This window comes from Actinomadura oligospora ATCC 43269 (assembly GCF_000518265.1).
GTDB classification, from domain to species: Bacteria; Actinomycetota; Actinomycetes; order Streptosporangiales; family Streptosporangiaceae; genus Spirillospora; species Spirillospora oligospora.
Window position 1 is genome coordinate 343,973 of sequence record NZ_KI912412.1, and the last position, 12,764, is coordinate 356,736.

The 12,764-nt window shown below is 70.0% G+C and carries 10 protein-coding genes, 1 rRNA gene and 1 pseudogene; 3 read left to right on the forward strand and 9 right to left on the reverse strand.

Annotation, left to right across the window (positions count from 1 at the left end):
* Positions 1-117: 117 nt before the first annotated feature.
* The 4 genes from P696_RS51740 to ctaD all read right to left on the reverse strand — a co-directional run bounded on the left by P696_RS51740 (position 118) and on the right by ctaD (position 7,150).
* The gene (locus P696_RS51740) at positions 118-2,427 is read right to left on the reverse strand and encodes an ATP-binding protein (RefSeq protein WP_051469100.1); all 2,310 of its coding nucleotides are present in this window, start codon (positions 2,425-2,427) and stop codon (positions 118-120) included.
* Between the two features lie 367 nt (positions 2,428-2,794).
* Entirely contained in the window at positions 2,795-3,961 is a 1,167-nt protein-coding gene (locus P696_RS51745; protein WP_051469103.1) for a PP2C family protein-serine/threonine phosphatase, read from the reverse strand.
* A gap of 754 nt (positions 3,962-4,715) precedes the next feature.
* A complete protein-coding gene (locus P696_RS0141605; RefSeq protein WP_026416959.1) occupies positions 4,716-5,405 on the reverse strand; it encodes a class I SAM-dependent methyltransferase family protein in 690 nt (229 codons plus the stop codon).
* 71 nt (positions 5,406-5,476) lie between these two features.
* On the reverse strand, positions 5,477-7,150 hold the full coding sequence (gene ctaD / locus P696_RS0141610; protein ID WP_026416960.1) for an aa3-type cytochrome oxidase subunit I: 1,674 nt from the start codon (positions 7,148-7,150) through the stop codon (positions 5,477-5,479).
* A 99-nt stretch (positions 7,151-7,249) separates the two neighbouring features.
* Between ctaD and P696_RS56715 the strand changes: the two are divergent.
* The 3 genes and pseudogenes from P696_RS56715 to P696_RS51755 all read left to right on the forward strand — a co-directional run.
* Positions 7,250-7,429, forward strand: a pseudogene (locus P696_RS56715) (2-thiouracil desulfurase family protein); the annotation flags it as partial.
* A gap of 249 nt (positions 7,430-7,678) precedes the next feature.
* Positions 7,679-7,951: a 2-thiouracil desulfurase family protein gene (locus tag P696_RS58605; protein ID WP_245628019.1), complete on the forward strand. Its 273-nt coding sequence runs from the start codon at positions 7,679-7,681 to the stop codon at positions 7,949-7,951.
* Positions 7,952-7,958: 7 nt separating this feature from the next.
* A complete protein-coding gene (locus P696_RS51755; RefSeq protein ID WP_034489649.1) occupies positions 7,959-8,723 on the forward strand; it encodes a glutamate racemase in 765 nt (254 codons plus the stop codon).
* Between the two features lie 435 nt (positions 8,724-9,158).
* Here the strand turns inward: P696_RS51755 and P696_RS0141625 are convergent, their stop codons facing one another.
* From P696_RS0141625 to rrf, 5 genes are all read right to left on the reverse strand, one after another.
* On the reverse strand, positions 9,159-10,028 hold the full coding sequence (locus P696_RS0141625) for a hypothetical protein (protein WP_026416962.1): 870 nt from the start codon (positions 10,026-10,028) through the stop codon (positions 9,159-9,161).
* A gap of 9 nt (positions 10,029-10,037) precedes the next feature.
* The gene (locus P696_RS51760; protein WP_051469107.1) at positions 10,038-10,598 is read right to left on the reverse strand and encodes an RNA polymerase sigma factor; all 561 of its coding nucleotides are present in this window, start codon (positions 10,596-10,598) and stop codon (positions 10,038-10,040) included.
* An 86-nt stretch (positions 10,599-10,684) separates the two neighbouring features.
* The gene (locus P696_RS0141635) at positions 10,685-11,269 is read right to left on the reverse strand and encodes a class I SAM-dependent methyltransferase (RefSeq protein WP_026416963.1); all 585 of its coding nucleotides are present in this window, start codon (positions 11,267-11,269) and stop codon (positions 10,685-10,687) included.
* Positions 11,269-11,901, reverse strand: coding sequence for a DUF1707 SHOCT-like domain-containing protein (locus tag P696_RS51765; RefSeq protein ID WP_034489652.1), 633 nt, complete (start codon positions 11,899-11,901; stop codon positions 11,269-11,271). Before P696_RS51765 ends, P696_RS0141635 begins: the two co-directional genes overlap by 1 nt.
* A gap of 541 nt (positions 11,902-12,442) precedes the next feature.
* Positions 12,443-12,559, reverse strand: a 5S ribosomal RNA gene (gene rrf / locus P696_RS0141645).
* Between the last annotated feature and the right edge of the window lie 205 nt (positions 12,560-12,764).

Below are 12,764 nucleotides of genomic sequence, written 5' to 3' on the forward strand. Positions count from 1 at the left end.
ACTGGATCTGCTCCCCGAACCGCCGCGCGCACACGCTGCTCGTGCGCACGGGGGGGGTTAGGTAGACCTTGCAGCCGCAGCGGGCCCGGGTATCACGCACCGCTCGTGCGCGCGGGGTCAGCTTTCAGGCATGTCGGGGGCCAGCGCGTAGGCGACGGCCGCCTCCTGGTCGAGGACGGCCCCGGCGTCACGTTCGCGTTCGTAGGCGACGTCGCCGAGCCGGGCGCGGGCGGCGCGTTCGGCCTCGTCATGGATGTCGCCGAGCGCAAGGATGGACAAGCCGGGTGTGGTAGCGGTGTGCAGCACCGCCGCGGCGACGCCGTGCAGACGGGCCGCGCGGACCGGCCCACCGAGCGCGACGGCCGCCGCCGCGAGCACCTCCAGTTGCAGCGCCGCGCCCATCGTGTCCTGGAACTCCAGCTTGACCGCGAGCGCGGCGCGCGCCCGTCCGGACGCCTCCTCCGGACGGTCCCGCCGGAGCTCCACCCGCGCCAGGATCCAGTCCAGGTGCGACCACCACCACAGGTCACCGTGCCCCGCGCACAGCTCCACCGCCCGGACGAGCAGGTCGGCGGCCCGGTCGAGCTCACCGCAGCGGTCGAGCAGCAACCCGATCACACCGAGCGCGAGCAGCGGATCCAGATCGTCCGGACGCCCCGCCCGCGCCGCGAGGACATCGTCCAGCGCACCACTCAGAACAAGCGCCGCCTCCCGAGCCACATCCCGCGAACCCCTCTTCCCTCCATCCCCCGCACCACGCCCTTCCCCTCCCGCAACATCCCCACAACACACCCCCTCCGCGCCACCCGCACCGCGTACATCGCCCGCGCCGCATGCCTCATCTGCGTCGTCCGCACCGCGCGCGTCATCTGGCGCGGGGCGTGGCGCGACCAGCGAGGACGGCAGGTTTCCGCCCGTCCCGACCGAGACGCAGGCGATCACCCGGGCCCGCAGCGCCAGCAGGTGGTCGCCGTGGTCGAGGGCCTCCACGCGCGCGGCCTCGGCGGTCTCGGACGCGACCTCGACGTCCGCGCGGGCGAACGCGACCCAGGCCAGGTGGCAACGGGCGCGAGCACGTTCCGGACCGGGCGGCGGCTCGTCCGCGAGGAGACGTTCCAGGTGATACCGCCCCTCACGCGTCAACCCGCGGACGATCCAGAGCGGCCACAGCGCGGCGGCGAGCTCCAGCGCCGCCCGCCGATCCGCCTCCCCGACCCCCTCGAACGCGAGCGCCGCACGAAAGTTCCCCAGGTCAGCGAGCAGCCCCCGATACAGGACGAACTGGTGCGCACCGAACCAGTCGCGGTCGATCCGTCGCGCGACCTCCAGGAAGTGGTCGCGGTGACGGCGCCGCATCCGCTGCTCCTCGCCGAGCAGCCGCAGCCAGCCGAGTCCGTACTCCCGGACGGTGTCCAGCAGCCGGTACCGCATCCCGTCGTCGTGATCGCCCAGGTACAGGATGGACTTGTCCACCAGCCCCGCGAGCAGCCCGGACACGTCACGCGCGGGTAGCCGCTCGTCCGCGCACACCGCGCGCACGGCGTCGGCGTCGAATCCGCCCTCGAAGACCGAGAGACGCGCCCACAGCAGCCGTTCGGTCGGGGTGCACAGCTCGTGGCTCCACCCGATCGCGGTGCGCAGCGTCTGATGACGGGGCAGACCAGGACGTGCCGCACCGAGCACCGCGAACCGGTCACGCAGCCGTCCGAGGACCTCGTCCAGGGGCATCTCCCGCATGCGGACGGCGGCGAGTTCGATCGCGAACGGGATCCCGTCCAGCCTCCGGCACAGCCGCGCCACCTGCCGCGCGTTCCCGGCGGTCAGCGTGAACCCGGGCGCGGCCTCTGCGGCCCGCATCGCGAACAGCCGGACCGACTCGATCTCCGCGAGTCTGCGCAGGTCAGCGGGATGGAACGGCATGCGTTCACAGTCCGCCTCGGGCGGCACCGGCAGCGGCCGGACGACCAGCCGGTACTCGCTGGGCAACGCGAGCGCCTGCCGCGCCGTCGCGATGAACCGGACGGCGGGCGCGCCCTCCCGCAGCGTCCCGATCAGGTCACCGACCGCCTCGCGCAGATGCTCACACCCGTCGAGCACCAGCAGCGCCTTCCGCCCGGCGAGGAAGTCGAGCAGGACGTCCGCCTGCGAACGCCCGGGCTGGTCGACGACGCCCATGGCCGCCGTCACCCCATGCGCCAGGAGCGCCGGATGCCTGATCTCGTCGATCCGGACGAACCACGTGCCGTCCGGGAACGACACCCGCAGTTCCTGCGCCGCCCGCAGCGCCAGCCGCGTCTTCCCCACGCCGCCGACCCCGGTGAGCGTCACCGCCCGTCCGTGCCCGATCTGTTCCCTCACGGTGGCGAGCTCCCGCACCCGGTCCACCAACCCGACCCGCACCAGCGACGACCGGTCATCCTGGAACACCGTCACCTCCCACGACGCGACCCCGCCAACGAACCCCCCACCCGTTATCCCCCGGTTCCCCTCCGAAACGCGGCCCCAACAGCCCTACAAGCCGCCCCTCGGCTACCCGATCTCCCACCGCGCCCTGCACAACCCCGCACATCCGCGGAGGCCACCATCCCGAACCGCCAAGCACCGCCACGAACGAGACCGCCTCAACGCGTCGCGCCATCCGAGAAACACCCTGCCGCAGCCCACCCCGCACGAGGCCGCCCCAACGGGTCGCGCTTTCCGGGAGACACCCCGCCGCAATACCGCGCACCAAGCCGTCCGCCCCGCCGCACGTTTCACCTGGCCACCAGGGACGGCGCGGACGTGATGCAGGGGATCAGCAGCCGTCCACAGGTTCATGGGTCAGGTCGCCTGTCCTGTGGTGGGCGGGTAGCGGTCGGGCCGAATCGTCACCGCCACCCGGTAGCGGCGGCGGGACGGGGTCGATGTCGAGGGCGAGCAGCGCGGCGTCGTCCTGGAGACGGCCGCCCACGTGCGCTTGTAGGTCCGCCTCCAGCGCGTCCAGCAGGACGTCCGGATCAGGGTGGACGAGCACGGCGGCGCGTTCCGCGAGCGGGTAGAAACGGCCTGCGGCATCGCGGGATTCGGTCACACCGTCCGTGTAGAGCAGCAGATGCCCCCCACGGGACGGCAGCGGAAGCGGACCTGATGGGCAGGCGTCGCCCGCCAGCGCGATCAGACCGAGCGGCGGCGCGGGCGGCAGCGCGTCCACGAACGTCGAGGCCCCGTCGAGGGACAGGAGCAGCGGCGGCGGATGCCCGCAGTTGACCAGTTCCGCCGTTTCGCCGTCCTCCGGAATCTGGACGAGCAGGGCGGTGACGAAGTCCTCCGCGCCGCTGCGGCGGGCGAGGAACCCGTCGAGCCGCAGCGCCACGCCGGTGAGCGTCGGCTCGTTGTGCGCCAGTTCTCGGAACGCGCCGAGCACGTCGGCGGCCTGCTCGACCGCGGCCAGGCCCTTGCCGCGCACATCACCGATGATGATCCGGACGCCGTGCGCCGTCTCCATCACCGCGTACAGGTCGCCGCCGAGGCCCGCCTCCGCCGCGTCCGCGAGGTAGCGGACGCGAGTGCGCACCCCGCCGGTCCGGTACGGCGCGGGACGCAGCACCGCCCGGCGCATGGTGTCGGTGATCGCGCGCAGGTCGGCCTGCGCGTGGTCGCTGCGCTCGCGGCGGCGGGTCGCGACCGCCATCATCACGGTCGTGCCGAGCACGCCGCCGATCACCGCGGCGAAGCGCCGCAGGTCATCGGAGATCATCGACGTCTCGACGACGCCGAGGGTCGCGAGCGTGGCCGCGCCGGTCACGGCGACGTACCGTGCCGAGGACGGCCGCAGCCCGGCCAGCACCGGCACGGCGATGAGCAGGCCGATCAGGGAGCCGCCGTCCTGCAGGCACAGGTCGGCCGTCGCGACGACCAGCAACGCGGCGAGCGGAAGGCACGCGGCGGGATCGACATGGAGGGAGTGACGAATCCAGGCCATGGGGAGGGACGCCGTTCGTCGTGGACGTCATCCGCGAGCCAAACGGTGCTCACGAACCGCTGTCAGTCGCCGATTGTAGCCCGACGAACACGAACCGGATCCTTTTCGCGGAAACGAAGGCAGATCACTAGGCAGCCGCCCCCACCAACACACCGCCCGCCAACCACCCCCACAACGCACCACCACACCCCAGGCACCCCAAGAGCACCGTGCACCTCAGCCCCCTGCACACCTCAGGCCCCCCTGCACACCTCAGCCCACCTCAGCGCACCGCGCACCCCAGGCCCACCGGGCACCGCAGCCCTCCGCTCACCGCAGGACGCTCACCACAGGACGCACGCCGCAGGCCGTTGCAGCCGCTGCACACGCCCCACGCCCCACGCCCCACGCCCCACGCCCCACGCCCCACGCCCCACGCCCCACGCCACCACCGCATACCTCTCGCTACTGCCACCCCGCGCCACTCGCGCCACCGCACAGCTCAGGTCTCCAGATACCTCGGCTCTCCGCACAGCCAGGTCTCCACGTCTCCGGTCGCCGCGCGCCTCAGGCCAACGGTCATCGGGAGACACGCCCAAGCCGAGCTCGACCTTGCCTGTTGGCACGCCCAGGCCGAGCTCGGGCGTACCTACAGGCAAGGCCCCATCCCGCAAGCGGGAGCCTGCGGAACGGGGCCGGTCAACGGATGCGCGCAAGGAAATACGGACAAGTGAGCCAGCGGCCGAACCAGGGCCGTTCTCAGCGAGATGGTCGGTCAGGTCGGCCAGGGACGCCCCTTGCGAAGCACGTCGTATCCGACGAACGTGAACATCTGGACGCCGCGCCGCAGGGGCTGGGGAGCCCCGGCGAAGCGGTGCACGCCGACGCCGTAGGAGCGCTCCTCCGGCGGTGAGACCCAGCGTTCCTCGAAGTCGTGTTCGGCGAACCACTTCCTGATCTGCGGGGTGACGTCCGGCGGCTGGCGGTTGCGGGTCCAGACGACGAACGCGCCGGGGGCGCACAGCTGCGGCAGCAGGCCGATGGTGCGCTCGATGTCGACGTCGGCGATGTTGCCGAACACGCCGCACACCAGCACCACGTTCGCCGGGACGGCCCCCGCGTAGGCGTCGGTACAGGACGCGTCGCCCACGACCGCCGACACCCGCTTGAGCCCGGCGTCGCGGGCCGCCGCCCCGGCCTGGCGGACGTTGGCCGGATCCAGCTCGACCAGCCGTCCGGCCAGGTCGTCGCGACGCGGATGGTCACGCAGGGCGCCGATCAGATCGCGGCCCTGGCCCGCGCATAAGCTGACCGCCCTGATCCGTCCCGGCGGCGCGGCGTCCACGGCCTCGCGAAGGCGCTGCTGGACGGTCCACAGCCGCCGCGACAGCGCCGACGCGGGCTCGTCGTAAGCGTCATGCCAGGCCGCCCAGTCACGCCCGACCGGCTGATTGCATTGCTCCATGGGGAGCAATGTAGACGGAGCGTGATCTGAGGAACGCGGAACGGAGCCGGGTGGCCGGTCCCGGACTTCCGCTATCCCTCCGGATCCGGAACGTGCTCCGGCGCGGACTCCGGCGCCAGTTTCGGATAGTGCAGGTCGAACGCGGGACGCTCCGAGCGGATCCGCGGGATCGCCGTGAAGTTGTGCCGCGGCGGAGGTGAGGACGTGGCCCATTCGAGGGAATTGCCGTACCCCCAAGGGTCGTCCGCCTCGACACGTTTTCCATGCCTCCAGGTGACGTAGACGTTGTAGAGGAAGATCAGGGTGGACGCCCCCAGCAGGAACGCGCCGACGCTCGAGATGCGGTTCAGCGCGGTGAACTCCTTGGGGTAGTCCGCGTACCGGCGGGGCATGCCCTCGGCGCCCAGCCAGTGCTGGATGAGGAAGGTGGTGTGGAACCCGACGAACAGCGTCCAGAAGTGGATCTTGCCCAGGGTCTCGTTCAGCATCGTCCCGGTGAACTTCGGCCACCAGTAGTAGAAGCCGGCGAACATCGCGAACACGACCGTCCCGAACACCACGTAGTGGAAGTGCGCGACAACGAAGTAGGAGTCCTGGAGCTGGAAGTCCAGCGGCGGCGAGGCCAGGATGATCCCGGTCAGCCCGCCGAACAGGAACGTCACCAGGAACCCGATCGACCAGAGCATGGGCGTCTCGAAGCTGAGGTTGCCCCGCCACATCGTCCCGACCCAGTTGAAGAACTTCACCCCCGTCGGGACCGCGATCAGGTACGTCATGAACGAGAAGAACGGCAGCAGGATCTGTCCCGTGGTGAACATGTGGTGCGCCCACACCGCCATCGACAGGCCCGCGATGCCGATCGTCGCGCCGACCATGCCGAAGTAACCGAACAACGGCTTGCGACTGAACACCGGGATGATCTCGGTGATGATCCCGAAGAACGGCAGCGCGATGATGTACACCTCGGGATGGCCGAAGAACCAGAACAGGTGCTGCCAGGTCAGCGCCCCGCCCGAGTCCGCGTCGAACACGTGCGCGCCGAACCGCCGGTCGGCCTCCAGCACCAGCAGCGCCGCCGCCAGCACCGGGAACGCCAGCAGGACCAGCACGCTGGTCAGCAGGATGTTCCAGGTGAAGATCGGCAGCCGGAACATGGTCATCCCGGGCGCGCGCATCCCGATGATCGTCGTGATGAAGTTGACCGCGCCCAGGATCGTGCCGAACCCGGACAGCGCCAGCCCCATGATCCACATGTCGCCGCCGAGGCCCGGCGACCGGATCGAGCTGGTCAGCGGCGAGTACGCGGTCCAGCCGAACGCGGCCGACCCGCCCGGCGTCACGAACGACAGCATCACGATGATCCCGCCGAACAGGAAGAACCAGTAGCTCAGCATGTTCATCCGCGGGAACGCCACGTCCGGCGCGCCGATCTGCAACGGCATGATCTCGTTCGCGAACCCCACGAACAGCGGGGTCGCGAACAGCAGCAGCATGACCGTTCCGTGCATCGTGAACAGCTGGTTGTACTGCTCGTTGCTGACGACCTGCTTCCCGGGCGAGAACAGCTCCGCCCGGATCACCATCGCCATCACCCCGGCGAGGAGGAAGAACACGAACGAGGTGATGAGGTAGAGGTGCCCGATCACCTTGTGGTCGGTGGTCGTGATCCAGGACACCAGGACCGATCCCCGGGTGCGCCGCCGCCGCGCGGGCGCCTCGGGAAGGGGGCGGCCGAGTAGGACCATGCCGTGCTCCCTTGGGACGGGGGGTGTCCTCAACTATTCGCCGGTCTCCCGTGAGACGCAAGACACACTGGTTCAACCCGACCTCCTAGGCTGTTATGTGTGGAGCGGATACTGGTGAGTTCCTGCCTGATGGGTCGGCCCGTGCGTTACGACGCCACGGCCAAGCCCATAACGGACGACCTTTTCGAGCGCTGGCGCGCCGAGGGCCGCCTCGTGCCCGTCTGCCCCGAGATCTCCGGCGGCCTCCCCATCCCCCGTCCCCCCGCCGAACTCCTCCCCCTCACCCCTCACCCCCCAGCCCCCACTGGCACCACCCCCAACACACCCACGTCCAGCGTGATCGACCCGACCACCTCGCCCCCACCCGCGACCGACACACCCAGCACATCCGCGCCCCCCACCTCCGACGCACCCGCACCCGACGCACCCGACGCACCCGACGCACCCGACGCACCCGACGCACCCGACGCACCCGACGGCGCAACCTCCGGTCAGGAGCCCTTGGTTCCTGATTTGAAGGCGAGGATCGTGACTGCGTCCGGGGAGGACGTCACGGAGGAGTTCGCGCGGGGAGCCCAGATCGCCCTGGAAACCGCACGCCGCGCCGGGATCAGGATTGCGATCCTGAAGGAGTCGAGCCCGTCCTGCGGCAGTCACCACGTCTACGACGGCACCTTCACCGGCACCCGGATCCCCGGGATGGGCATCACGGCGGCACTGCTGACCTCGGCCGGAATCCGGGTGTTCAGCGAGGACCAAATTCCTGAAGCCGCCGCCTACCTGGCCGAACTCGAATCCTGAGGCCCGCATGCGCATCGCTCTCGTCGACTCTGGCTTCGGCTTGCTCGCTGCTGCCGCCGCCGTCCGCCGCGTCCGCCCGGACGCCGACCTCGTCCTCTCCTGGGACCCGGACGGCGCCCCCTGGGGCCCGCGCCCTCCGGAGGAGATCACCGAGCGGGCGCTGGCCTGCGCCGGTGCTGCCGCGGCCACCGAGCCGGACGCGCTGATCGTCGCCTGCAACACCGCCACCGTGCACGCCCTCCCCACTCTGCGTCTGGCGTTCGAACCCGCCATCCCCGTGATCGGCACCGTCCCGGCAATCAAGCCGGCCGCCGTGGCGGGTGTCCCGGTGGCGATCTGGGCCACCGTCGCGACCACGCACAGCGCCTACCAGGCCGACCTGATCCGCCGCTTCGCCCCGGACGTCCCCGTCCACCGCGTCGCCTGCCCCGGCCTCGCCGACGCCGTCGACTCCGGCGACCCGCACCGCCTGCGAACCGCGATCAACACCGCCGTCCGCGCCACCCCCGACGACATCAAGCACGTCGTCCTGGGCTGCACCCATTACGAACTGATCGCCCCCCAGATTTCCGCCGCCTTCTCCCCCTCTCCCGGCCTCTTCAGCTCCGCACCCGCCCTGGCCGCCCAGACCCTCCGCCGCCTCGACGAGGTGCCCACCCCCAAGGCCGCCCCCACCGGCACCCTCACCGTCTTCCAAAGCGGCCGCCAAACCGACCTCCCCCCGGTGGCCCAGCGCTACTGGAACGCGCTCCTCCCCTCCCCCGTCTCCTGACCCACGCCCCTCCCGCCCCGGGACGCTCCCGCCACGCAGCCAGACTCCCCTCGCGGCCGCAGCCAGGAGCGCCCCGGCCCGCTGCGGCTTGCCAGCACCTCAGCCCGTCGGCTCAAACACCAGAGAAGCACGGGTGAGGCCGAACGGAGCCCAACAGAGCCCTTCTGGCCACCATGCGGGAAGCCGATGAACCCCCGGTCCGGCAGGCCCGAGTGGACAGTGCAGCGGACGTCGTGGTCCAGACGATTTGATTCGGACGAGTTGGTCCGGACGAGTTGGTCCGGACGCCGTCGGCGCTCCCCGCCTCCATAACGGGAAGCAGCCGAACGGGGTCTCCGCAACGTCTGCGTCCAACGTCCGGGTGCTGGTCCGGAGGGCAGCGGCAACGGCGATCGGCCCTGGTTGTTGGACATGGTCGTTGGGCATGGTGGACGGTCATCTCGGTGTGGTCTGCGGGGGCACAGGAGCCGTACCGCCGGGGAGGCTGGGTTCGGCCGGGCCGAGGTTGCCTCCTTGGAGGGGCTCGGGACGGCTCGACTGGTGGGTGATGATGCCGGGGCCGTAGCGGGCCAGTGCCTTGGCGGCTTCGGCGGGGTGATCGGTGTTGATGTCGATCCGGCCGTCCGGGAGGGGCCCGCCTCCGAAGATCTCGAAGGTGGGCTGTTTCGGTTGCGCCATGATCTGCGTGACGAGCCGGCCAGCGTCGGTCTCGTTGCGGTAGGCGCCGCGGATCTCCACGGTCACGTCGTGTACGGCACCGCAGACGGCGGTGTCCAGGCGGTCGCTCGGGAGCCGGTAGACGGTGACCTTGTGCCAGGTGTTGTCGATGGCGAGGCCGGCGTACCAGCGCTCAAGCGGGCCGGGTTGGCGTCCGCCCTTGGTGACCTCCTTGCCTCCGCCGACCGCGTTCTCGATGGCGCGTGCAGCACGGTCGAGGGCGGCCTGTCCTGGCGGGCCGGAACTGCCGGGCTGGGGAGTGGACGGAGTGGTCTTCCGTGGTGTGCCGCAGTACTTGGCGGGCGCGTTGATCCAGGACGGTGGCGCGGCGGCGATCATGGTGTCCGGGGAGGTGGATCCCGTCGTCGCACCGGGGTGCCCGGCCGGACGGGTCGCCGCCCAGATCTGCGGGATCCCCACGGCGGTCGCTGCCGCCGCACCGGCCACCACGACGAGCGTCGTGTTCCGCGCGCGCCTGCGCCGCCGGACCCGCCTGGTCAGCTCTTCCGAACCGACCGACAGGGGGTGCGCCTCACCTGCCAGATCCGCGATGCGGCGGGCCAGCATGTCTTCGAGCTTCGACTCCATTTCCCTCTCCTACTTCCTCGCCGCCGAACGGGGCCGCGCGTCCGTCTCGCGCGCGGTCGCCGCCGTCCGTCCCTCGTTTGCGGCCTCGCCGTCGCCCAGTAGTTCGGCCAGGCGCTGGTGCGCCTCGCTCAGATAGCGCTTGACGGAGCCTTCACGGCACCCCAACTCGGTCGCGATCTGGGCGACGGTCAGATCCTCGTAGTAGCGCAGCACCGCACAAGCACGCTGTCTCGGCGACAGGCGCGCCAGGGCCGCGCGCACGTCGGCGTTCACCACGACCTGGCCGGACGCGTCGGGCACGTAGTCCCGACGGTGCAGCAAGGGGCTCACCCGTCTCCAAACCCGTCCGCTGCGTTTCGCGTCCAGGAACCGGTTGAGCATGATGCGCCGGACATATCCCTCGGCCTCGTCCTCCGTCCGGTGACCAGGCCGGGCGAACGCACGCACCAGTGCCTCCTGCACCAGGTCGTCCGCCTCGGCATCGTCACCGCACAAGAGGAACGCATACCGTTTCAACGCCGCGCCCCGCCGATCCGCGAGCGCGGCCATGGTCTGAGCCCAGACAGCCATGCACCCTCCGCCTCAACGTCGTCACCCTGAAAAACGGCTGACAGGCCCGGAACGTTGGGGTGCATCGGCGAATTTGTTCTCCCCGATCACGCGGAGCGCGCGGCGAACCTTCGTTTCCCCTGGTCAGAGAGATCCTGCTGCAGGACGGTCGAAAATCTCTCGGGCAGAAGAGACGCCGGTTCATCCTCGCCGAGGCACCACTCGGCCGGCAGGCTGGGCCGACGACGTCGGGCCTCGCCGGTGAACGCCTCCCAAAGGACGAGCCCACCCGGCCGGACGGCTTCGATCGCCGGTCCGAAGACACGCACATCCCAGAATCCGGCACAGAGTACGACGGCGTACTCATCGCCGACGGACGGCCGCCACGTCGCAAGATCCGCCTGGACGATCGCGATCCGCCCACTCAGACCACGCCGACGGGCCTCATGGCGCAGCAGCCTCAACGCGACCTCGGACACGTCGACGGCCGTCACCGCCCGCCCCTCCGCCGCGAACCGCAGCGCGCTCCCCGAAGGGCCGCATGCCAGATCCAGCACAGGCCCGTCCGGAAGCTCCTCCGAGAGCGCCCACTCCACAAGCGGGTGGGGCATGAACTCAGGTTGGCCGGCAGCCTCGTACTTGGCGTTCCAGCGCATCCGGTCGGGATGCGCCGACAGCTCCCCGTCCCGCATCAGTACTTGGGCGGACGTCGGAGCAACCACTTGAAGAACCCGCGCCGAGGTGGCCTCGCCAGGATGCTCCCGCTTCGCACGGATCCAACGATCTCCACCCGGAGGAACGTCTCCGGGTTCGTGCCCTTGCCCCCTCGCGGGACGCGCACCTTCACCGAACCGCTCTTCACGCCGATCTCGTCGGTGTCCACCACGATGCCGGGACGGGTCACGATCGTCAGGCTGCCGCTCTTGACCTCAGTGGCGATCCGGAGGATCCCGTGGCTGATGACGGCGGACGTCAGATCCAGCTTCACACTGCCGCTACGGATGGAAACGTCCATCGCCCGCGGCACCACCCACTCACCTTCACGCGACACGCTGCTACTGCCGACATCGATCCGCACGAGATCCTTGGCCTTCGCAGCTTTGACAGGACCAACCTCGCCGCGGGGCGCGGGAAGGTCCGTCACCAAAGCCGCCAGATCGGACTCGGTGCGCGCCGTGAGCGCCTTGTCGAGCCGCTCGTCCAGCTCCTCGATGGTCAGGCGCCCGTCTCCGGCGGCGACCCTCAACTGCTCGGCGACCCGATCCCGGTCCTCATGCGAAACCCTTAGTTCAGGACGTCGCTCCGGCAGGTTCTCCTCCGTCATGCAAGGAACAGTATTCGTTCCGTCCCTCCGAGAGCAGCGCTTCGTTCGAGAGCAAGCCGTCACGCCCCCATACGCCCACCCACAGCCGCCGACACCTCACACGGAGCGCACGACCAGCACCCGCGAGCCGAACCTCGCCCCGTAACCCGCCGAGCCCGACCTTCCCTCATCCGGGCGCGAGCCGCTCTGCTCACCGGGCTCCACAGGCTGCCAAGGCCCCCGTCCACGAGTCATACGCAAATGCTGCGGCCGCCTCACCGACATCGCCGCCCTGGACGAGAACACCATCAACCTGCCGACCCACGCCTCCGGGGGGGGACGACGTTCCCAGGCTGGGCCCTGGGCACCGTGCCCCCGCAGGGCGTTCGCCCCACGAGGGCTGGTCCATAGCCCTCAAACGCAACCGCGCCGAAACCATCTTCAACGCCCTCACCACCTGAGAAACGAACCCAAACGAAAAGGGCCCCGCCACTACCGTGGCGGGGCCCACAAAAAAAGTAGTGAGGCCCCGCCATTTCCGGCGGGGCCTCACCCAATAGATGTCCGGCGGCGTCCTACTCTCCCACACAGTCTCCCATGCAGTACCATCGGCGCTGAGGGGCTTAACTACCGGGTTCGGGATGGGACCGGGTGTTTCCCCCTCGCCATAACCACCGAACGATCAACGCACAACCCTGAAACACCGGGTTGGCAAGTCTCGTTCGAGCCGTCAAGCTCGGATATTCACTTTATAGCGGTACCCAGTTGTTTTCTGGGAACCACACAGGGACGCGAATCATCTCGTGTTTCTTGCAGCGATTGGTTTGAACGTTCAGTGTGTTCAAGCCACTCGGCCTATTAGTACCGGTCGACTCCACACGTTA

Coding starts and splice junctions, on each gene's coding strand:
- P696_RS0141625 (WP_026416962.1), bottom strand. CDS start 10,028: ATGGAGTCGAAGCTCGAAGACATGCTGGCCCGCCGCATCGCGGATCTG.
- P696_RS51765 (WP_034489652.1), bottom strand. CDS start 11,901: ATGACGGAGGAGAACCTGCCGGAGCGACGTCCTGAACTAAGGGTTTCG.
- P696_RS51745 (WP_051469103.1), bottom strand. CDS start 3,961: ATGGCCTGGATTCGTCACTCCCTCCATGTCGATCCCGCCGCGTGCCTT.
- P696_RS51760 (WP_051469107.1), bottom strand. CDS start 10,598: ATGGCTGTCTGGGCTCAGACCATGGCCGCGCTCGCGGATCGGCGGGGC.
- P696_RS0141605 (WP_026416959.1), bottom strand. CDS start 5,405: ATGGAGCAATGCAATCAGCCGGTCGGGCGTGACTGGGCGGCCTGGCAT.
- ctaD (WP_026416960.1), bottom strand. CDS start 7,150: ATGGTCCTACTCGGCCGCCCCCTTCCCGAGGCGCCCGCGCGGCGGCGG.
- P696_RS0141635 (WP_026416963.1), bottom strand. CDS start 11,269: ATGCGGGACGGGGAGCTGTCGGCGCATCCCGACCGGATGCGCTGGAAC.
- P696_RS51755 (WP_034489649.1), top strand. CDS start 7,959: ATGCGCATCGCTCTCGTCGACTCTGGCTTCGGCTTGCTCGCTGCTGCC.